The organism is Dyadobacter sp. CY323 (assembly GCF_021390245.1).
Classification (GTDB): Bacteria; Bacteroidota; Bacteroidia; order Cytophagales; family Spirosomataceae; genus Dyadobacter.
This window is the reverse complement of sequence record NZ_JAJUXH010000004.1, coordinates 373755-395239: the sequence shown is the minus strand read 5'-3', so window position 1 is coordinate 395239 and position 21485 is coordinate 373755. Positions and strand designations below refer to the sequence as shown.

At 45.4% G+C, this 21485-nt stretch carries 15 protein-coding genes and 1 pseudogene; 4 read left to right on the top strand and 12 right to left on the bottom strand.

All coding sequences use genetic code 11. From position 1 onward, the window contains the following. Window positions 1–168: 168 nt before the first annotated feature. The 4 genes from LZG72_RS10760 to LZG72_RS10745 form a co-directional block, all read right to left on the bottom strand. A complete protein-coding gene (locus tag LZG72_RS10760) occupies window positions 169–1872 on the bottom strand; it encodes a RagB/SusD family nutrient uptake outer membrane protein (RefSeq protein WP_233871389.1) in 1704 nt (567 codons plus the stop codon). A gap of 11 nt (window positions 1873–1883) precedes the next feature. Beyond that, on the bottom strand, window positions 1884–5174 hold the full coding sequence (locus tag LZG72_RS10755; RefSeq protein ID WP_233871386.1) for a TonB-dependent receptor: 3291 nt from the start codon (window positions 5172–5174) through the stop codon (window positions 1884–1886). A 235-nt stretch (window positions 5175–5409) separates the two neighbouring features. After that, complete coding sequence (locus LZG72_RS10750; protein ID WP_233871382.1) at window positions 5410–6444, bottom strand: FecR family protein; 1035 nt, start codon at window positions 6442–6444, stop codon at window positions 5410–5412. A 120-nt stretch (window positions 6445–6564) separates the two neighbouring features. Continuing rightward, complete coding sequence (locus LZG72_RS10745) at window positions 6565–7146, bottom strand: RNA polymerase sigma factor (protein WP_233871379.1); 582 nt, start codon at window positions 7144–7146, stop codon at window positions 6565–6567. 288 nt (window positions 7147–7434) lie between these two features. Between LZG72_RS10745 and LZG72_RS10740 the strand changes: the two genes are divergently transcribed. Further along, window positions 7435–7701 (top strand): hypothetical protein, encoded by a 267-nt coding sequence (locus tag LZG72_RS10740; RefSeq protein ID WP_233871376.1) that lies wholly within the window; start codon window positions 7435–7437, stop codon window positions 7699–7701. Between the two features lie 624 nt (window positions 7702–8325). Here LZG72_RS10740 and LZG72_RS10735 read toward each other — a convergent pair. The 4 genes from LZG72_RS10735 to LZG72_RS10720 are packed head-to-tail and all read right to left on the bottom strand — an operon-like array spanning window position 8326 to window position 14308. Beyond that, window positions 8326–8802, bottom strand: coding sequence for a hypothetical protein (locus tag LZG72_RS10735; RefSeq protein WP_233871373.1), 477 nt, complete (start codon window positions 8800–8802; stop codon window positions 8326–8328). Between the two features lie 12 nt (window positions 8803–8814). Further along, window positions 8815–12048, bottom strand: a complete 3234-nt coding sequence (locus LZG72_RS10730) for an error-prone DNA polymerase (RefSeq protein ID WP_233871370.1) — start codon at window positions 12046–12048, stop codon at window positions 8815–8817. 19 nt (window positions 12049–12067) lie between these two features. Further along, window positions 12068–13567 (bottom strand): DNA polymerase Y family protein, encoded by a 1500-nt coding sequence (locus tag LZG72_RS10725; protein ID WP_233871367.1) that lies wholly within the window; start codon window positions 13565–13567, stop codon window positions 12068–12070. 3 nt (window positions 13568–13570) lie between these two features. Next, window positions 13571–14308, bottom strand: coding sequence for an ImuA family protein (locus LZG72_RS10720; protein ID WP_233871364.1), 738 nt, complete (start codon window positions 14306–14308; stop codon window positions 13571–13573). Between the two features lie 70 nt (window positions 14309–14378). Between LZG72_RS10720 and LZG72_RS10715 the strand changes: the two genes are divergently transcribed. From LZG72_RS10715 to LZG72_RS29420, 3 genes and pseudogenes are all read left to right on the top strand, one after another. Then, window positions 14379–15203: an XRE family transcriptional regulator gene (locus LZG72_RS10715; protein ID WP_233871361.1), complete on the top strand. Its 825-nt coding sequence runs from the start codon at window positions 14379–14381 to the stop codon at window positions 15201–15203. Window positions 15204–15907: 704 nt separating this feature from the next. Then, window positions 15908–16226 (top strand): annotated as a pseudogene (locus LZG72_RS29425) (hypothetical protein); the annotation flags it as partial. A 47-nt stretch (window positions 16227–16273) separates the two neighbouring features. After that, the gene (locus LZG72_RS29420) at window positions 16274–16345 is read left to right on the top strand and encodes a DUF4113 domain-containing protein (protein ID WP_409017688.1); all 72 of its coding nucleotides are present in this window, start codon (window positions 16274–16276) and stop codon (window positions 16343–16345) included. Between the two features lie 20 nt (window positions 16346–16365). On the opposite strand, the gene LZG72_RS10705 is transcribed toward LZG72_RS29420, so the two are convergent. From LZG72_RS10705 to mobC, 4 genes are all read right to left on the bottom strand, one after another. Then, window positions 16366–17547 (bottom strand): hypothetical protein, encoded by a 1182-nt coding sequence (locus LZG72_RS10705; protein WP_233871358.1) that lies wholly within the window; start codon window positions 17545–17547, stop codon window positions 16366–16368. A 172-nt stretch (window positions 17548–17719) separates the two neighbouring features. Beyond that, window positions 17720–18721, bottom strand: coding sequence for a helix-turn-helix transcriptional regulator (locus tag LZG72_RS29285; protein WP_304488636.1), 1002 nt, complete (start codon window positions 18719–18721; stop codon window positions 17720–17722). After that, a complete protein-coding gene (locus LZG72_RS10695) occupies window positions 18721–19296 on the bottom strand; it encodes a GNAT family N-acetyltransferase (protein ID WP_233871355.1) in 576 nt (191 codons plus the stop codon). The genes LZG72_RS29285 and LZG72_RS10695 overlap by 1 nt, the downstream gene beginning before the upstream one ends. A 194-nt stretch (window positions 19297–19490) precedes the next feature. Beyond that, window positions 19491–21482 (bottom strand): conjugal transfer protein MobC, encoded by a 1992-nt coding sequence (gene mobC, locus LZG72_RS10690; RefSeq protein WP_233871352.1) that lies wholly within the window; start codon window positions 21480–21482, stop codon window positions 19491–19493. Between the last annotated feature and the right edge of the window lie 3 nt (window positions 21483–21485).

The following is a 21485-nucleotide window of genomic DNA, read 5'->3' as shown; positions in this document are numbered from 1 at the left end:
TTTGTTAAAATGTCCTGTTTAAAAATTGACACCCTCTCTCCCCTTCTGCAAACATCATAAGAAGCAGGCCGGAGTATTTTAAATTGTAAATTTTGTAAGTTGACTAACATTTCAAAGATTCACCAGGATTTCGCACGGCCTGCCCACTCTTCGCCAAGGCCTTGGTCATCATGGATAACCAGGATTTTGTTCGAATGTCGCTCCGGTATTTGCATCTATCACTTTTTGAGGAATGGGCCAATATCTGTTGAAATCCTGAATCGTCCCACCCGATGACGGACCGTTTGCTACTGATGGCAGGGAGTTGTATTTCTTCACTCTATCCACCAGTCTTCCCATCCTGATTAGTGTTCTTAACCGGGGCTCTTCCACGACCAGTTCTCTCGAGCGCTCATCGAGTATAAAGTCTTCCGTAACATCAGCGGCGGTTATAAGTTTTGCTTTTGCCCTGCTTCTTACCACATTAAGATCTTCGGCAGCTTTTGCCAGATCTCCTTTTCTAAAATAAGCCTCAGCACGATACAGATACGTTTCGGCAACCCGCATCCGGCTAAAATCCTTCACACTGTTTCCGCTCAGAATATTATTACTGACTGGTGTACCATCAATTTTTCTGTAATATGGATAGTACATACGAAGCGTATCCAGTTCAAAATTTGTAAGCGTTCCGTCATTTCTGACGGTAACCAGTTTTCCATTAGCTGCTTTCCTGGCAATAATTGGTTTTCCAAAATATTCCGGGTCCGCCGGATTGTTATAATAAAATACCCGTTGAATATTATAGCTGGAGTTTCGCATATCTTTTGAATCTATCTTCCAGATATCGTATTTCAGGTAGTTGGTGGGAGAATTCACACCAATTCCTCTTCCCAGACTGTCAGACGGCAAATTAAGCTTGGCGTTGGGCGACTGGGTCCTGTCATACTCCGGCCCCCAATACCGGATGCTGGTGTTGGCCGAGCTCGCTGAAAAACTACCGCCAATGGTAAAGTTCTCGAACTGCCATGCCCACATCACTTCTTTATTTCCCTGTGACCAGTTGATCTGCCCCTCGGCAAAAACATCGGAAAACACATCGCCGGGTTTTGAGGCTGCTTTCCCGAAGCGCGCTGTCATGATCTGATAGTCACCAGCCTCTTTGCTGATCACCTTCGACGCGGCAGCAATGGATTTGTCATACATGCTGGGATCCTTTTTCTCCATACCCAGCGAAATGTAAACCTCGCTCAGTAAATGAAACGCTGCTGCCCTGGGTATTCTGCCATCCGGCACCTGAGTGGGCAGAAGCTGGCTTGCCAGTTCAAGGTCTCCCGCAGCAAAGGCCAGAACGTCGGCGCGGCTATCGCGTACAAAATCAAACTTGGGTTCTTTAATCCGCTCCTTCACCAGCGGTACGCCACCATAAATATTGGCTAAAAAATTATAGGTATACCCCCGGAAAAATAAAGCCTGCCCCTTGATATTATTCCGTTCCGCCTCTGAGATCTCCAGAGCAGGATCATCTATATTTTGAAGTATGAGGTTGGCCTTTACGATCATTTCCTTAAACGCCCAGTCCCAGTAGAAGATGGTTGCGTCCAGACTGGAATTAAGCAGCCTATAATCCTTGTTCCCCCTTGCATCGTTCCTTCCCCACTGGGTTTGGTCGGTTCCAACGGTCATGTATTCGAAATTGTTGGATGCAATCATATGCTCCCTACGCGCTCCTTCATACAGGGAAACGACGGCCGCATCGTAACCTGCCGCACTAGTCAGCAGATTCTCCGGACTAAACCGATCCAGAGGCACTTCATCAAGGTAAGACTCGCTGCAAGCCGACCCGATGAATAAAAGGGAAACTATTAGTAAACTACGGTTGAATATATTTTTCATTTTTCGAAGCATTAGAATGAGATATTAATACCTGCGATATAGGTTTTCAGTAAGGGACCATTGTCTCCCGGGGACCTTCCTCCAGCTCCGAACTCTGGATCCCAGCCTTTCCATTTGGTCCAGGTGGCCAGATTTTTACCGCTCACATATATTTGCACACTGCCCAACCTAGCTTTTTTCGTGATCGTCTCAGGGATGCTGTATGAAAATGAAACATCCTGAAGTCTTACAAAACTTCTGCTCTGATAGAATCCATAACCAAGCGGGTTCCGGTAATTGATCCGTGCATAATCATTGATCGGGTTTTCAGGAGTCCAATAAGGCACATCTAAAAAGTTCATCTGATCATAAAAATTATTGCCAGGGTTCAGCATGCCCACCGAGCTGTATCCGCCCTGTCTGATATTTAACATGAACGATAAACTAAATCCCTTGTAAGTGAGAATATTGGTAATACCCATGTTAAAGTTTGCCTGATTGTTGCTGACAACTGCTCGGTCGTCCGGAGTTATTTTCCCATCGGGCACCCCATCGGGGCCACTTACATCTTTATATTTAATATCACCTGGCATTGATCCAGGAATCAGGCTAAGGTCGTCCCCTACCTGATAAATGCCGTCAAAAACGTAGCTAAAATTAGAACCTAGCGGTTGCCCGATAAACCACCCGCTTGCAATATCATCATCCTCTCTGCCGTCGCTGTTCAAATCGACACCTGTGAGTTTCACAATTTTATTCCTGTTGAATGAATACGCAAGGCGGGTATTCCATTCGAAATCACCTTTGCGGATATTTACAGTTTTCAGATCTATTTCCAGACCATAGTTACTTGTTTCTCCGATATTTCGCAGGAACTTTTCAAAACCGTTGGTGTTTGGAATCGTCTGCTCCAGAAGCAGGTCAAAAGTATTACTTTGATAGAAATTAACCGATGCCCCAATACGATTCGAAAACGCCTCTACATCCGCGCCGATGTTGAAACTCTCGGTTGTCTCCCACCCCAGATTCGGATTGGCCAGTGTGCTTGTACTCAACCCAACCGAAGTAGGACTTCCGTCCCCGAAAACGTAGTTTCCCTGGCTCACCTGGCTTAAAGAAGAATATTCACTCACGCCCCGATTACCATTTCTACCCCATGAAGCCCGCAGTTTCATAAAATTAATTTCTTTGATCCCCTTAAAGAAATCCTCTTCGCTCATATTCCAGCTCAATGCCGCGGCGGGAAACACACCAAACTTGTTCCCGGCTCCGAAGGCCGAATAGCCATCCCTGCGCATGCTCAGGGTCACAAAATACTTGCCCTTTAAAGTGTACCCCAACCTCGCCATACCTGAGTTTTGCTTATTTTCAGACGCGCCTGCATCTATATTAAAGTTCTCTCCAATCTCCAGAGCATTGTATCCCAGCGCATCGTTGAAAATGTTCTGACTGGAAAGTTGGGAAAACTCATTCTTGAATTCATACAAACCATAGAGCAGTGTCAAATCAAGATGATGATCCTTTCCAATATTTTGTTGGTACTTGACAATGTTTTCCAGGGTAAAATTCTGACTTTCCCCATGCCGTTTCGAGCCGGAACCAAGTCTGTTCACTGGCTTATATGCAGGGGCATACTGAAATAGCTTGGAGTCCGTCCGTGTATAACCGCCATTAATCTTGTACGAAAGTCCTTTCCAGAGTTGCATTTCAGCAAATATGTTTGTGAAGAGAATATTCGTAATCGAGTGCCGTTTGTTCAATATATTGGACATGATCGGACTGGGTACGCCTCCTATATCCATGGGCAAAGGTTTTGGCGAGACTCCATCTTCCAGATACAGTTGAGCAAAGGGGCTAAGCTGGGTGGTAGCGCCTAAGTCAACCCGAACACCCGAATCATCCCTTGACGAAAAACCGCTGTTGATACCCAATTTTAACCAATCCGTAGCCTGTACGCCAAGATTCAGCCTGCTGGATATACGGCCAAAGTTATCTCCACGTACGGGTGATTTCGCTGCCGTGTAACCACCTGAAAAAAAGTAATTCACACGATCTGTTTTTCCCGACACACTCAGCTCATAGTTGGACATCGGCGCGTTTTGCCTGATTTCCTCAAACGGCTCAATGGTACGATTGGCAGCAATATTGGCCAGTTCACTGGGCCAGAAAGGAACGGATCCGCCATCCGCAATTTCTGCGTCTTTACGCGCCGCCAGGTACTGTTCCGGCGTCAGAAAATCAGGCAGAAAAGCGTAGTCCGAAAATCCCATGTAGGTATTGAGCGCAAATTTCGGTTTGCCCAGTTTCCCTTTTTTGGTTGTGATTTCAATCACGCCGTTAGTAGCCAAGGACCCATAAATGGCCGTCGAACTTGCATCCTTTAATATATCGATCGACTCAATATCATTGGGGTTGATGTCCGCAAAACTTCCCCCGGCGTAAATGATCCCATCCAACACGATCAGAGGTGCATTACTCGCAGAGATTGAGTTAATTCCCCTGATATTTATTGCTGCATTACGCCCTGGCCTCCCATTGTCAGTCACCTGTACCCCGGCGGTTGTTCCCCGTAACATCTGAGTCGCATTCGTATTGGGTTGCAGCCTTGTATCTTCCACATTCACACTGGCCACAGCTCCGGTCAGGTCTTTCTTCCTGGCTGTTCCATAACCTACCACCACCACCTCTTCGAGTGTCTTATCATTGACCTTTAAGGTGACATCGATGAGTGTCCTGCTATTAACCTGCACTTCCTGGGATAGATAACCAACGAAAGAGAACACAAGCACTGCGGAAGCATCCGGAACATCAATAAAAAAATTACCGTCAACATCGGTCACTGTGCCTTTTTGAGTTCCCTTTTGGACAACATTTACTCCGGGAAGGCCCTCACCCTTTTCGTCAGTAACCTTGCCACGAATGTTCATGTCAACAACGCTGTTGACTTTTTCCGTTTCCACCATGACGCTCGATGCCTCTTTTACGGCCTCAGACGAGCGTATCACCACTGGGTTCAGAATGATCTGCCCCTCTACGATGCGGTAATTGACCTGTAATGGGATAAGCAGTTTCTCAAGCACCTCCGAAAGACGCTGTCCTTTCGCATTGACACTTATTTTACGGTCTGCTTTTATGGCCTTTGAACTATATACGAAGCGTACATCGGCCTGCTTTTCCAGCTCGGCGAGAACGTGTCGTAATCCCTTTTCTTCGGCATTGATGGTCACCGATTTGTTCAGAAGGTCCTGCGCACGGCCATCATGAGCGAACGATATTCCTGAACAAAACAGCCAGATAGCCATTTGAACAGCTGAGATTTTCATAGTTTGGCGAAGTATTCTACTCCATTTTAGAGATTTTTTCATACATTTAAACGTTTTGTTGGACTTTAGAATCGGGCAAAACAAAGCTCTCTCACCATTTCGTTCGGGGTGAGCCTGTGAGGGCAGCTCTGTAAAAAGAGGGTATTCGAGGCTGGCCGTGTTCGCACCACTGCCAGCTTTTTTGTTTGTATTTTATTTATTCATTTATAATGGGTTTAGGGGGTTAACATTAATTCTATTCACAGCCGTGACCACTAATCAGAATGGTCGTGCCCTTTACTTCATATGTACCCTGAATAGCTGCACAGATCAGGTCCAGCTGCTGATAAAGTCCCTTTCTGGATAGATTTGCCGTAAGGGGACAGTCACCCAAAGTCTTGCGCTCGACCTCCACATCAATACTATACGTCTCTTCGAGTTCAGACAACACTTTCTGCAGTGCGGTGTCGTTGTAATTGAATGAGTATTGTACTTTCTTATCCTTTACAGGCAAGGCAATCGGATTTTCCACTAGTCTGGTTAAAAATAGCTTGTCCCGCTTCAGAAATGTAACCTGATGATTTGCGCTTAGAATAACTCCACTTCCGTTTTTACTTGAAAGTACCGGTGCCTCTTTCTCTTTTTCGTAAACCGATACCTTTCCGGTAGTTACGGAAACCTCTACTTCGGACCCTCTACGAGGCGCTTTCACTCGGAAGCTAGTACCCAGAACCTTCGTCGTGATTTGCCCGGCATTGACGAAAAAAGGTCGGTTTGGATTTTCACTCACCTCAAAAAATGCTTCTCCATTTAGAAACACCTCTCTTTTTAGATTTGTAAAATGTTCAGAAAAACGGAGCTCAGCCCCAGGATTCAAAAAGACTTTGCTGCTGTCTTCAAGCACTACGACCACCACCGTCAGGCCGGTGTTTTCAATGCGTTTCAATGTTTGTTGATCGCCTTCTGAAACCCTATTCGTACCGTTGATAGTCTGCGCAAAATAATAGCCAAACCCCAAGGTGAGGATCACCGAAGCCGCAACCGCTATCCACGCGCCTATTTTTTGCCCGAAAACGCTCTTAACAGGCACAGTTGCAATATCATCGTCCATAGATTCCTGCTGCAACTTACCCCAGATTCGGTTTTCAAGGTCCATCCATTCTTGGGCACTAAGCTCCCGCTGCTCTTCGCCTAGCAGTGCATACCATTGTTCTACAACAAGTTGCTCGGCCGGAGTGATATCTCCAGACTGGTATTTTAACAATAAGGCAGCAAAGGAGGTACGGCTCATAATTTTGTTTTATAATTAGCAGTCGGTTTAAAGCAGCACTACCGCAATATCATTGTAGACAATATGAGAAAGTTTATATCATATCAAATAATATGTTATTTATTCTTGATATAATTCAATTCAAATATTGCCCAACCACACCATCAGCAGTAATGGCAGGAAATCTCTGAGCTGCTGGCGCAGTAGTTTCAATGATTGAGTAATGTGGTGTTCAACTGTACGTTCTGTTATATCAAGTGCAGCGGCAATCTCGCGGTTGGTCTTAAATTCTAGCCGGCTCATGTGAAATACACGACTTGTCTTTGGAGGAAGTTGCTGTAAAACTTCATTAAAAACGGAAACGATGTCCTGAATATTGACTGCTAAATCTGCGTCATGGACATAACCATCCAGTTGAGACTGTGTAAAATCTGCGTATTTCTCGGCTAAAAAAAGGGCACGGTAGTGATTAACGATCTGGTACTTGAGTACGCCAAAAAGGTATGCGCCGAGATTTTCAATTTGTAGGGTAGTTCTCTTTTCCCACAAATTAAGAAACATGTCCTGCAAGAGTTCTTCGGCGATCTCTTCAGACTTTACTTTATACCTTGCGGATTGAAACAGGGGCCGCCAGAACCGTTTGTACACCTCACTGAAAGCTTCGGCATCATCAACCCGCATAAGCCTGACAAGAAGTTCGTCGCTGAGTAGGTGATATTCCATTCGGTAATTTTATGCAAAAATATCCACTTAAATTAATAGATCAAACGATCCACTGACAAAAAACAATGGCAGGTTGCAATATATTCATCGGTCTTTAACCCCAAAAAGAGCGTCGTAAAAATGTGGTTAGGGGGCTTTATTAGTTTGGCAATTTTTTCTCAATGGCCAATTGAGAAATATCGCTCACGGAACCCCTTGCAATCACCTGCTAAGGTTATTTTGGTACAACCAACCAGTTGAATCCCACATCCTTCGCTTCCGTGAGATGACCCTGATGATCAATATGTATTGGAAGAAGTTTTTGATGAGCTAGGCTACACAAACCAAAGAATGTATTTTGGAGATGGCCAATCGGCATTGGATTATCTTTATACCAACAAAGACCTGCCTTTCATTATTATTTCAGATATCAACCTGCCTCAGTTAAATGGATTGGAGCTTAGAAGAAAGGTCCAGACTGATGCAGAACTCAGCCTTAAGTGCATTCCCGATGTCTACTTTACCACTGCAATTAACCAGCAAGTTGTCATCGATGCATATAGCACATCAGCATAAGGCTTTTTTGTTAAGCCAGGGGAATATGAGGAGATTAAGGTGACGATTAAAGTGATGATTCACTATTGGAAAAGGTGCGCGGCCCCAAATAATTCCGATTGCACCACATGACACCCGCTTTGTTTATTTTCAGAAGACCCTCCTTTTTTTATTACAACTCGGTTAAGCAGTTGACAACGAATACTAGTAGCGTGCGTCTTCCGCAAATTACATTTAAAGGTAGGTGCCATTTCTGTTTGCTGTACTAAAAAGCCTTAGTTTAGCTCCTATTCCAAGGAAATCGCATAAACCTAGCCTCTTGAGAAAAATTTTCAAAAATACCACCGTTTCTGCGAACTCTAAAAATGTCCGCTTTTTGCATGCGAAGAGACAATATCAAGTTCAACTTGTTAACGTGGATCAGCTGCTACCAGAGAAGCCGCTTGACTTTCTATAAACCTTACATGTAGTATTCGCGACAACCCAAATTGTTCAACCAATGCAACTCTATTGACTATCCCATTCTACAGCTCTGTTATGCAGCTTAAATGCATCCTGAGTCTATACAACTCCGACAGACTTTACATGTAGCATTCTCGACAACCGAAATCGCTAACATGAAATTTGATTAGATGCTGCTGTATATTACTCAATCAGCTTGCAAGCCTCCCACTGATACTGCTCCCCATTTGATACGACATGGGCCATTAGGTGCCCGTCCTCAAAGGTTAGCTCAATGCTAGTCTTTTCATCTGGCGCAATACCAGTGTTAGCAGTTAGAAAAGAGTGAATATTCTTTTGATAGTGCTTTATAACTCTCGATTGCCAATCTCCTTCTTTGAACTTGCTAACAAAAACAACATACCTAGGGTCATTAAAGAGCTTGCTAAACTTATCATGCTCAGTACGAACGTCCAGCATTCGCCCTTCCTGGGCAGTCAGCTTCTTTGCGTGTTTTTGCGCGGCCTTGTGATCTTGATAAGGAGTCGCTATAAAAGCCTGGCCTTCTGGCAAGCCAGGCCAATTAAAGCGTTGTAGGACGATAAAGTATTTTCCGCTACTAAGCAGCGCTTTGAGATAAGGCTTGTCCAGTACTAAAAATGGGTTATAAGATGCAGTCATACACTGGTCTGTTTATTTGAAATTCCGCCCCGATGGGAAGATTTCGAGTTGAACGTCTTTCTTTCTTACCTGCGTTTTTTTGTTGACAGCAGCAGATGCGTATCCATCTTTTTCATCCGCACGCGAAAGTGTTTGAACGTCTGGATCTGCGCCACTGGCCACATTCAGTTCACGAAGGAGTGGAGACATATCATAGCAATGACGTACAATCACATGGACGACTTCACCTTCGATCTGTAATTTGCCCTCCACCATTAAAAGGCGCGCGCGAAGAACTTCCTTGCGGTACTTTTCAAAAAGGTGTTGAAAGACGACTAGGTTGGCTACGCCCGTCTCGTCCTCAATGGTAATAAAGCAAACCCCACCAGCTGTCCCCGGTCTTTGCCTGACCAGCACCAGGCCGGCCACCCGGACGATTGTACCCGGTTTACGGCTGGAAAGATCCTGCGTAGCAACAACTCGCCTGTCCAGAAGCTGCTGACGGACGAAACTCACCGGGTGGGCTTTAAGCGAAAGGGAAGTAGAAGCATAATCCTGCACGACATGCTCAGCTGGGGTTAGCTTTGGAAGCTGGACTGGTTGCTCGAATGTGCTTTGCGACTCCTGACCGGTAAAAAGCCCAAAAGGCCTGTCTGCTAGTGCGGTCGCCTCCCACATAGCCCGCCTCCGGTCAAGTCCCATGGAGCCGAATGCATCGGCATCGGCAAGCTTTTCAATAGCGCCCTGTGATACACCCGCGTCGCGCACCAGGTGGATGGACGCATAGGGTTGACTCCTGGCTGCGACAAGCAGCTCCATTTCATCCTGCCTGATCCCTTTTACCTGCCGGAAACCCAGCCTGATCACTTTATATTTCCCTTCGGCTGGTTCCAGCATGTTGTCCCAAAAAGATAGATTTACGTCAACCGGCTTGACAACGACACCATGTTTGCGCGCATCAATGATGATCTGTGCAGGTTGGTAAAAACCCATGGGCATACTGTTAAGCAGCGCAGCGGCAAAAACATCAGGGTAATAGCATTTGAGCCAGCAGGAAACATATACAAGAAGGGCAAAACTGGCTGCATGACTTTCGGGAAACCCGTAGCTTCCAAAGCCTTCGAGCTGCCAAAATATCCTTTTTGCATAGTCTTCCGAATAACCGCGCGAAGTCATACCGTCGATTAGCTTCTTTTCAAATTGCGAGACCATCCCGCTCAGTTTAAAGGTTGCCATACTCCGGCGTAATTTGTCAGCTTCTGCCGGCGTAAAGCCTGCGGCCACAATGGCTATTTTCATCGCCTGCTCCTGAAACAGCGGTACGCCCAGCGTCCGTCCCAGGATTGCTTCCAGCTCTTTGGAAGGGTACTCGACGGCTTCTTCTCCGTTGCGCCGCCGCAGGTAGGGGTGCACCATATCGCCCTGGATCGGGCCCGGTCTTACAATAGCTACCTCAATGACCAAATCATAAAAGTCCTTGGGCTTCATGCGCGGTAGCATGGACTGCTGGGCGCGGCTTTCGATCTGGAATACGCCAATGGTATCAGCGTGTCCGATCATATCATAAACCACCGGGTCATCCTGCGGCACATTGGCCAGTGTTAGCGAAAGGCCGTAATGCTCCTTGGCCAAGTCAAACGCTTTTCGGATGCAGGTTAGCATCCCCAGCGCCAACACATCGATTTTTAAGAAGCCAAGCGTATCAATATCGTCCTTGTTCCATTCAATATTGGTGCGGCCCGGCATTCTGGCGTTCAGGATCGGGCAAAGATCTGTGATCTTTCCCTGGGTGATCACAAAGCCGCCCGTATGCTGGCCCAGCTGGCGGGGAAAGCCCATAAACTGACGTGTCAGGTCCAGCACCTTGACCAGGTGCGGGTCATCGGCATTAAATCCTTGCTCGGTGATCCGTTTGCCCTCAAACCATTCGTCTGTAAACTCCCAGATCGAGCCAGACAGCCGGTTAATGGCATCAACAGACATGCCCATGGCTTTGGCCACATCACGGATTGCCCCTTTTTGGTGCTGCTGGGTCACAGTGGCGACAATCGCCGAACGGTCACGTCCATACTTTTCATAAATGTACTGGATGACTTCCTCGCGGCGCTCATGCTCAAAGTCTACGTCGATATCAGGCGGCTCGTTTCGTGCTGATGAGATAAAGCGCTCAAACAGCAAATCGAATTTGGTGGGATCGACGCTGGTGATGCCTAAACAAAAACAAACCGTTGAGTTGGCCGCCGAGCCGCGCCCCTGGCACAATATGCCCTTCTGCCGTGCAAACCGGACGATATCATAGACTGTCAAAAAATACGCAGCATAATCCATCTCGGCAATAAACTTCATTTCATGATTAATGGCATTTACTACCTTTTCTGGCAGCGGGTCACCATAGAAATCACTGGCACCTTTCCATGCTAAAAATGTGAGTTCTTCCTGCGGGCTGCGACCTTCACTGGTGATCTCTTCCGGGTATACATATTTTAAACTATCCAGCGTAAACTGGCATGCATCGGCGATCTGCTGGGAGCGTCGCACTGCATCGGGATAAGCCCTGAACAGGCGCAGCATCTCCTTTTCGGGTTTGAGGTACCGCTCTGCATTTTGATGTAGCAAAAAACCGGCATTATAGATGGTACACTTTTCACGGATACAGGTCAAAATGTCCTGCAACTGCCTTCGCTCGGAATGGTGATAATGTACATCGTTGGTGGCAACAAGCGGGATATCAAGCCGGTCAGCGATTTGTGAAAGGCGGTAAAGCTTTTTAGCATCATTGCCCAGGTAACCCCGGCTGGCCGAAATATAGAGCTGATCACCCAGGGCGGCCCGGTAATCTTTAAGCGCTCTTTCAAAGCCAGGTTCAAAATCAAAATCAGCATTCAGCTCATCAGGAGCAACGGCAATGAATATGATCCCTTCACTGCTGGCATATACATCCCTTCGGAAAAGCGCGCATTTGCCTTTTTCTGTGCGCAGATTTCCCGTTGAAAGAAGTCCTGACAGCCTCGCGTAAGCATCCTTGTCTGTCGGGTATGCAAGAAGGCTCGGTCCATCAATCAAATCAAGCCGCGCTGCCGGAATGATCTGGATATCTTTCTCACGCGCCGCTGCATGGGCGCGCACAATCCCGGCCAGTGTGTTCCGATCAGTGATGGCTATTTTCTTATAGCCAATTGCGCATGCATATTCTACCAGTTCCTCCGGGTGCGAGCCGCCCCGCAGAAAGCTAAAATTTGTCGTTACCTGTAACTCGGTGTAGCCCATGACTGATTTTGTTAATGACTCATGCGAAATAACCGTGTAGGAACCACTCAGGCTTGTTATAATCCTGGTAGTGCCCGAGCCGAAATATCCAGAAGCGGGCCCCTGATTCATCTTCGACGGTGTAGTAATCGCGGTGAAGCCCTTGCTGGATCCACCATTCCTGTTCAATACGCTCAGGTCCATCTGCCCTTTTTATCTTGTGAACTTCCCCCTGGTAGCGGAAAAGCATGGGCGGGTAATCCGGGACCGGTGCAGAGACCTCTACCTTCTGCGGTTCTTGTAATAGGTGCACCGGCCTGGGCCGGTCTGTCCGCCAGGGAGTCTGTGGCTGCTCTTTCAAAGAGGCAGCTTCCAGGGTGCAGCGCTCTGGCCAGTAGTGCTGGGCGGGCAGGTAGCGGTGGCTGATATCCGGGCCTGCCCTTGCGACCAGGCGATCAAGGAGCTCTGCAATTTCTACCCATTTGTTTGCAGCACCGATGTTAAAGAGCTGGTCTTGCTGCTCTCCGAGCGGCTCTACCACCGGTGCTTCCAGAACGAAAAGCTCAATACCCAGTGCAGGCTCAATGGTAGGAATTTTTAGCTCGAAAAGTTTGAACAAATGCCCGGAGCTGCAACTGGCAAAACTGGTTCCAATTTCGACCTGCCGCATCTCACCATCAATCCGGTAACATTTCAGTATCACTTTACGCACTCCCTGCCCTTCTTTGACAAGGCGGCTGCAAAGCATTTCCAGCAGCTTTTGCAGGGCAATTTCGATGCCAGGGGCTGTACGGATGGGTTCCAGGCAAGGCAAGCGTTCGGCAAACGGCTCTGGGGGGTGGATCGGCGCAAAGCCTTCATGGACATGTCCAAGCGCCTGCCCCAAACGGTCCAACAGCGACTGGCCAAAACGCCTTCTGAGTACCGAAGGGGCGATATGCACAAAACGCTTAATCTGATAGAAACCCAGCTTATACATCTTGTCGATACTTACCTGGTCTAGCCGCAGCGCGGTGGGTGGTAATGCAAGCAGCGCATCGAGCTGCGCGCCAGGGGCAACAATACGCTCCTTTTTACCAAAGCGGCAAACCGCCCAAGCGGTAGCTATGGTATCTGCCATAGCTGCCCTTACATCATAACCACTACCTTTCAGGCGCGCGACAATATCTTTCAGGTAAGCCATTTCACCGCCCCATAAATGCGTGCAACCGGTTGCATCTAAAATCAATCCATCGTCAAGATCAATCGCCGCAAGCGGGCTGTAACGAAGTGTCCATTTTGCCAGCGCATTAAGGAGCTTTTCTGCGAGCTCTGCATCGTCTTCAATGACTTCCAGCGACGGTAAAACAGCCCGCGCGTCTGCTACTACCATGCCTTCCACAATCCCGCAGGCCTGGGCCTGGGGACTGGCTGCTTTAACGACAACACGGCCGCGGCTTGGCGAAGCCAAAACAAATGAAGTGCCTGCAAGCTCGGGCCGTTTGAGCACAAGTCTGTCAGTGGTTAAATGAGGAAACCATATGGATACATAGCGTGCCATCCCCTACCCTGCTTGGAGCAGCTGGCCCTTACCCGGGCTATCCTGCGTTATGATGGATTTCAAATTCTGGTTATCCCACTGCACCTGCCAGCTGCCAGGGTGGCCATTGCGGATTTTTAGAAGCTGCACGTTCCAGCGGGGATGCCCTATACCCGGTAGCTCCCCTTGCCCCTCAGTTGGCAAGGGACTGATCTGCCACCGGCAAACAGCGGCGACCGGGTTCATACTTCGTGGATTTATCCGGTGCAAAAGCCCGGTTACGTTGCTCTGCTCGCAGGCAAGTTGAAGCCTTCGGGAGGCCGTCAGGCCGATTTCCTGCACCTGACCTATTACTGCCGAAAGAGCCTGGCAACGAAGCCCCTCTTCGATCATCCACAAAAGGTCACGCTCTTTTTTCACATCTATGAATATGACCCTTTCAGGCGCTACACCAAAAAAACTTAAAGCCGGTGGGAAAACAGTGCGCTGCATTCCGACCCAGAGACAGACGCCGTCCTGCTTCATCAAAAAGCCGGCAAGTGCAGCCATAAAACCGCTTGTTGCTGCGGATTGTCCCTGATCGGTACTAATAAATTCATGCATAGCCCCAACTGGAAAAGCTCCCTGGGGAAAAGCATCCTGGACTGGCCCTAATCCTGTCCCCATCTGTTTATGGTGTAAAGCCACACGCACACCCTGCAAGAACAGGATTTCGGCTCTCAGCCTAGTTATCAGCTCATTTTTATCAGTTGCAGTTTCCATGTCATAGCATTTATTACTAGCTTTGATATTATTAATAACAAAGTTGTGATTCCAATAATAACATTATGCTATGACAAGCGCAAAACTTTTTTTCCACACTAACATCCGTTTCCTGCGTGACCGCAAGCGGCTGACCCAGGAAGATTTTTCACAAAAACTGGGTTTAACCCGCGTTAAGCTGGCTTCCCTTGAAGCTGGCAGGACAGAAAATCCAACGGCAGCTGACCTAATGAAATTTTCAGATTTCTTTCATATCAGTATTGATACGCTTTTCCGTGTAGACCTTACCAGACTTTCGGAATTAAAGCTGCGCGAATTGGAATCAGGAAGTGATGTTTATATCACAGGCAGCAATTTGCGGGTACTAGCAATTTCCACAGACCAAGCAAGTAAAGAGAATGTGGAGTATGTGCCAATCAAGGCCAAAGCAGGCTACCGCCATGGATATGCTGACCCCGATTTTATTGCTAAGCTCCCTAAATTCTCGATGCCTAACCTTCCGGTCGGCGGCACTTTCCGAATGTTTCCTACTATCGGTGATTCAATGCTGCCACTTCCCGAAAGTGCTGATGTGATCTGCCAGTTTGTAGAAGACTGGACTCAGTTAAAACCCGGAACACTATGCATCGTGATTCTGCGTGGTGAGCAGGATTTTGTCTTTAAAAAGGTTACAGTTGACCCGGTAAATAAAACATTGGGTTTAGAGTCGCTAAACCCAATGTATGAGCCCTATCAGGTTGTGGTTGGTGATGTATTGGAAATATGGAAATACCATAGTTATCAATCTAAGGATCTGCCTGAGCCCGTATCGCAGATGCACCATATTGCACATTCAGTTAACGAAATATTGGAGCGAATCAAGGTTGTGGAAGAAAAAGTTGGAAGCTCTTTATGAAAGTCGTAAGTGAATATGGCTCTATCAATTTGAAGCTGTCTCATTTCCCATGAAACTTAACATGTAGTATTCCCGACAACCGAATTTCGATTTTAAATCTGACATTCATAGATTAATCTATGGAAAGCAGGTTCGTTTTGATAAGCCGAATCTCACGATATGCAAGTAGATTTTCTAACATGTCATATATCATACCCTTAAGCCTAGTTAACTTTCTGTTCTGTAAGGATCGCTTTAAATTCATGATACAGGTCATCTGGCACCTTCTTGTTTGCAGCATACAAATCGCAAATTCTGTTACATGTAAATAAATCCTTTGCACTTAGAATAATGATGCCATTGTGATGATTTCGAATAGCGGAGAAGGCTAAAACTGTTCTTCGTGGAATTCAGGCGAAACTGGGCTCTTCGTCACTTTTGATATTGAAACATAGTTAAAAATTACACAATTATTAGCTACATAGCCAACCTCGTTTTTGAATTATACATCAATCCTGTCCAAAAGCTTATAAATCTGGGGGCTCATACTGTGTTTGTATTTCCTATTTATCCATTCAAGCAAAAGTGGGCCAGACAAACGCTTCTGAGAATACGCGAACTCATCAGGGAGGCAATTCAAGACAACATATGCGCGGATATGGGTCGTAATGACACTGAGTTTTTAGTTGGGGGAATTGTCACAAACGGAATCAAATTTTTTTGAGATGTTCTCTCTGGTCGATTGTAACAACTTTTACGCAAGCTGCGAACGAATGTTCCGGCCGCAATTGAACGGTAAACCGGTGGTTGTTCTTAGTAACAATGACGGCTGCGTCATCGCTAGATCAAAATGAGGCAAAAGCACTAGGTATTACGATGGGAGCTCCTGCATTATTATTCGAAAAGAAATTCAAAGAGCAGCAGATTCATGTTTTTTCGAGCAACTGCGTATTGTACAGAGATATGAGCAACCGGGTGATGACCTTGCTAGGTCGCTACATTCCGGCAATGGAAATTTATAGTATTGACGAAGCATTTTGGGACAGAACAAAGTGCTTCTTGCTAGTCAGGATTTAAAAACCAGATGGAAGATGAAGCAAGACGAACTTTCTCCACGATATAACACGCGGATGAAAGAGATTATTACTATTCATGCAAATTAAACTAACAGAATTGCTGCAGCTCAAAGCTCTTCAATCTGACGCGTCAATTTAGCAATAAAGTCGAGAAGTAGTTCCTTATCACGCTCCTCAGCAGAGTAGCTTTTTGACCGCAGACTACCATGGGAAATATCATCTTTATAGGGTGTGGACAAATACGGGGCAACTGCCTGAAAAATAGCAGACAATGATTTCGCAGCGATAACTTTTGATTGATCAGCTGCCTTGAAAAAAAGAGCCAATTGATCGACGGTCAGATTACAAAGCACCTTATCCGCAGTCTTTTTTATATAATTAGATGATTTGGCAATTGTAGCCGGTGCTTGATTTACTTTCTGAATATTGCTTTGCGATCTGAATTCCATTTCATAAATAAACCAATTATTGATTGTCGCGGATAAGTTATCATACTGCTGGTCGTAAGCTAATCCCTTGATTACAGGAATTTGATTAAATAGCTTTTGAACAAGAGCTAAATGATTGATAACTTGAGCATTATTTGTAAGCTCCTCAATCTGCCATGTGAATCGATTGGTAAGATATCTGACAAAAGTTGTTGAATTGAAATTTCGCTCGATCAGCAGCAATTCCAAGCTACAGAATTGCTCGTTCCTTATGTCCTCCAATTGAAACCCGTTTATTTTTTGATGCAAGGCCTTCCAGTAAGCCACTTGACGAGAAGTAACGTTTGCAACATTATCGGAGTTGAATATCCTTTTGAACTCAGCATTAAGCAGTGAAGCGAGTGACGGGCTGTTCATGAACAAATTGCTGCTACTAACTTGTGCAAAATCTATTTTTGTGACTTCTAAATGATATTTTCTTAATGGCACATCTGGATCTATATATATTGAGTATCGCTCTACAATAAACGAATGGATTCCCCTCAGGCTTGCTACCACTACCTGCACAGCTCTCCGCATATTCACCAACTCGTCAGGGCGCATTTGTAAGTTCAACTCCGCGTTGTCAATGAGGTTATTAATGGCCCCAAAGTAAAAATCAAGGGCCTCCTGAAATTTCCGTTTTCTGGGATACAGAAATGCTAGCCTTTTTAGATAAGAAATCTGTCTAGCCGTTTCACGTTCGACCTCCTCAGAAAAACCCTGCAGTTGATGATCATTGTAATTCTCAAAATGCTCTTGCTTTTGTTTGAATTTATTTACCGCACAATCAAACCATTCCAATGCATACCCCTGTTCCATACCATTCTCGCGTTTTTATCTACCTCAAACCACTACGGCGAAGGTTGCGTAAAACTCAGAGATTAGGTTACCAAAGTAAATACGAGAAAACTAGTATTTCGAGGATTGGAGCTACGCATTACCGCGTATTTAGACTACGCAAAAACGCGTACATCACGCTTATCGGCTAAAGTTAGCCGTTTTCCCAAATTTCTAGCCGACTGAGCAACTCGATTTTGTTGGAGACACCGAGCTTCTCAAAAACGTTTTGGATATGCTTGCTCACCGTCCGTTCGGAGATGAAAAGTTGATCTGCAATGGATTTGTAAGGCTTTCCTTCGCGGACTAAGCGGACAATCTCTTTCTCCCTTGAAGTCAGCCCAACTGTGTTGAGGTTGATCTCAAAACGTTGAGCGGGCGAGATGCCGCTTTCTTCCAATTGCCGGGTCATTTGCTCAATGAGATCGAGCTTGGACAAAGATCCTTTACCATCTGCGCTCGCAAGTTTTACTAACTGGTCGTATTCCTCCCGGCTCTCCCGGATTGATCGCCTGATAAACAAGATTGTTATCACAATGAAGCCGACGTTAGTAAGCAGCGCTTCTGGTACCTGATGGATCCTGAAAAATGCAAAAAACGGAAGCGATGCCCACGGAACGACGGCGAGATACACCGCCGTCACTTCGAAAAAACGTCGATCCTGAATATCTTTTTTATACTTGTCCTGAATAGAACGTTGAATGGTGTAGAGCAGCACCAAGGCATAGCCAGCTGGTATAACCATTCCATAGTTGATAGCATGATCTATGTTCCCGTCAAAAAGAAATTTTAAAGGAAAAATCACCGCGAACGGTAGTAGGATAAACAGCGGGACGCCGTACAGCGCGTGCCAGCGAAGCCGATTTAGTTCAAACGCTTTATAGAAATAATAAGGAAAATAAGCGCCCATCAAGAATCCCATCCCGTAAGCAATGGCGTATTGCACAACCAACGACGGGTAGTTCAGTTTTGGATCTGGAAAGAATCCGCTTGCTATGTTTTTTAGAATAAGGAAAGACAATAAGCCTACGTAATACAGCCTCCGCTTATCCTTTGGATGAGATAGATAAAAAAATACTTGATACACGAACATGATCAGTTCGAGTATGATAAACACGAGCGTAACTACGTGCATATCTGTACCACCGATGCGCATTACGATTGTTCATTTCTGATGAGAAAAAGATTATAGCCGAAGTTTAGTTGATTGTAAACATCTAGTCCAAACTTCTTATACCAGGGTAAATTCTTCAACGTCGATGTTTCCAAATAAACCGGTCTTTTCATCCGTTCCGATTCGGCGAGAAGCTCAGACATCAACTGCTTTCCCACCCCATTATTCTGCTTCTCCGGCAGCACGCCGATAAACCAGAGATAAAATATTGGATGCACTGGATAGTTCTTGGAGATCTCTTTCTCACGGTTGATTGCCTTGGAAATGTTACTAAATCCGATCCCTGTAAGTATGAGTTTTACTTCTAACCACAGCGACTTGAGAGTAGTTTTTTTGCGCTCAGGGAAAGAAATAAGTGCGCAACCACTCTTATCATCGGATAAGTAAACCTTCCCAAACATCCTGCAAGTCTCGTAAGAATACTCCATTAGTGCACGGATTCTTTCAAGCCGCTTGTTGTCCGCAGGAATGAGATAATTAACACTTTGATTGTCTTGGAAGGACTCTGTAAGGATGCTGACAATAAGCCCTTTGTCTTTTGAAGTTGCCTCTTTCATAGTATAAAAATTCCGTAAATTAATATCCTATTTTTAAGAAGAGGGACTGCAAACTAATAAAATTAACGTAGAAGTAACTTGTATTTATTACAAAGTTTTAAGAAAGAATTATGAAAACCAGACAGATTCATCCATTCTATTGATTTTCAGTAATATTGATTTCGTCCTATCTGGCAACGTTTTAGGATGACTTTTCACGACCTCGACTTATTGATAATCAAGCTGCGAAGGTCAGGATCTTCGGCTATCCTATTAATCTCACTCTCAGCAATTCCCTCAACATCCAGTTTGATTTGGCGATAATTATGCTGGACAATGGATACGTCTACCTTTCTTACAATGGGTAACTCAGGCTGGTGATTTTTTCCGTCAGATGTATTTTCCGTGCTCCTAAATCGAGCGTGAAACCCCTTCAAATCTATATTTTCGTTTGGGTTGTCAGCGACGAAACCAACGAATTCCCCAGAACTTAGGGATGAAATAGTCGAGGGTGGAATGGCAGAATCAAGTTGCTGCAACTTGCTTACTGAAGTATCAGTTCTATTAATGGACAAACTCGTCCTTCCTTGGAGAATTTTCCCAAACCTTTCGGACAGCTGCTTCGCTGATTCTCCGCTTACCTGCCCGCTAATAATGTTGCCAGTAATGTTCATGATTACTTCTGCGTAGTCCTTTCCGTAATCTTTTTTCAGCTGACTAAAATCTTGAATACCTATTGTTGTTGCGACCTTGTTCGACCTGGCAGTTGCTATAAGCGTATCCATATTATTCAGGTATACAGTGGGAAACTCGTCAAAAATCAAGCTGCTTTTTAATCTGTTTGGCTGGTTCACTAGCTTAACCAATCGGGTAACATACAGGGAAAGGACAGCCCCATAAACCTGTATTTTCTGCGGATTATTACCCATACAGACTATTTTTGGTGCACCGGGATCATTGATATCCATAGTAAAATCATTTCCCGATAATACATAATAAAGCTGCGGCGAGGCAAGGCGAGCGAGCGCAATTTTTGTAGAGCCGATCTGTCCTTCAAGCTGTTGCATTGCTTCATTTTGGTATGCAGTAATGAAGGGATTTATCAGCACTTCAATCTCACTATCCGCGCGTAGAATCGTAAAAAGACGGTCGTAATCTAATTGCATTAGCTCAATGACGTGCGGCAACGAACAGAACTCACCATCCCGATACCGACACAAAAACCAGATAACCGCTGTCATAAAGTTGATAGAAGATTCAACAAAGAAATCGCCTTGGCGTTTGATCCACTCTCGATTCAATCCCATCAAAATAGTACGTGCTGATTCCACTGCATCAGTAATGTCAAGCATACTCTCAGGATTTAACGGGTTGCATCTATGGCTACGCGATAGGTCATCGAAATTGATCGTATAGAAAGCCGGCTCAACCGGAAAGTTTGACCTGTTTTTCAGCCAGGCATTGTATGCCAGCAGAGTCAAATCGCTGTATTTGAAATCGTAAACGAACATTGAAAACCCTTTTTCAATGTGCTGAGTGATTACATGTCGAAAGACAAAAAACGTTTTTCCAGATCCCGGGGATCCGCTCACTAAAAGCCCCCGAAAAGGATTAATGACATTGATCCAGCTCTGCCGAGTTTTGCTCTTGTGACGGTATTCTGCTGGAAGATTAATCGAGTATTCGTTTTCCAGAAGCTGTTCAAATTGAGGAAAACTTTCGTTGTCTTTGTTAAAGATATCGTTGCTTAAACGAGCGGTTATCAGTCTGGAAAACTGGCTCCCACCCGATAATATTAGTAGGAAACCAATTGAAGTAAATACCATATATAGAGCTGATCTGAATTGCTCTTCGACTGGTATTTTTAGAATGAGGGCACTTAAAAAATAGATAACGAACCCTGTCAAAACACTGATTAGTGATGGTTTTACCCGGATATTTTCGCCCTTTTTACCTTTCACCCCGACCAGCGATATGACTAAGAAAACGAGTGCCACAATCTTCGTTTTACTGAACGAAGAAAATAAACCTGCGGCAAAAATTTTATCCAAAATCCGGTCTGAAATTAAAGATGTCAGGTGCCAATTCTGGAATGCCTGGTAACAAAAATAGTAAAAGTGCAATGCGAGGACCAGGATGCTGATCAAGCGGGTCATATCGGTTATTTTGCGAAGACTTATGTCGTTTTCGCCGGTATTCGATGCCATGAT

What these genes read in the sequence shown, in the direction of transcription:
- LZG72_RS29285 (WP_304488636.1), bottom strand. Translation starts at nt 18,721, where the DNA reads ATGCGCATCGGTGGTACAGATATGCACGTAGTTACGCTCGTGTTTATC.
- LZG72_RS10760 (WP_233871389.1), bottom strand. Translation starts at nt 1,872, where the DNA reads ATGAAAAATATATTCAACCGTAGTTTACTAATAGTTTCCCTTTTATTC.
- mobC (WP_233871352.1), bottom strand. Translation starts at nt 21,482, where the DNA reads ATGGCATCGAATACCGGCGAAAACGACATAAGTCTTCGCAAAATAACC.
- LZG72_RS10725 (WP_233871367.1), bottom strand. Translation starts at nt 13,567, where the DNA reads ATGGCACGCTATGTATCCATATGGTTTCCTCATTTAACCACTGACAGA.
- LZG72_RS10720 (WP_233871364.1), bottom strand. Translation starts at nt 14,308, where the DNA reads ATGGAAACTGCAACTGATAAAAATGAGCTGATAACTAGGCTGAGAGCC.
- LZG72_RS10705 (WP_233871358.1), bottom strand. Translation starts at nt 17,547, where the DNA reads ATGGAACAGGGGTATGCATTGGAATGGTTTGATTGTGCGGTAAATAAA.
- LZG72_RS10730 (WP_233871370.1), bottom strand. Translation starts at nt 12,048, where the DNA reads ATGGGCTACACCGAGTTACAGGTAACGACAAATTTTAGCTTTCTGCGG.
- LZG72_RS10745 (WP_233871379.1), bottom strand. Translation starts at nt 7,146, where the DNA reads ATGGAATATCACCTACTCAGCGACGAACTTCTTGTCAGGCTTATGCGG.
- LZG72_RS10755 (WP_233871386.1), bottom strand. Translation starts at nt 5,174, where the DNA reads ATGAAAATCTCAGCTGTTCAAATGGCTATCTGGCTGTTTTGTTCAGGA.
- LZG72_RS10750 (WP_233871382.1), bottom strand. Translation starts at nt 6,444, where the DNA reads ATGAGCCGTACCTCCTTTGCTGCCTTATTGTTAAAATACCAGTCTGGA.
- LZG72_RS10695 (WP_233871355.1), bottom strand. Translation starts at nt 19,296, where the DNA reads ATGAAAGAGGCAACTTCAAAAGACAAAGGGCTTATTGTCAGCATCCTT.
- LZG72_RS10735 (WP_233871373.1), bottom strand. Translation starts at nt 8,802, where the DNA reads ATGACTGCATCTTATAACCCATTTTTAGTACTGGACAAGCCTTATCTC.
- LZG72_RS10715 (WP_233871361.1), top strand. Translation starts at nt 14,379, where the DNA reads ATGACAAGCGCAAAACTTTTTTTCCACACTAACATCCGTTTCCTGCGT.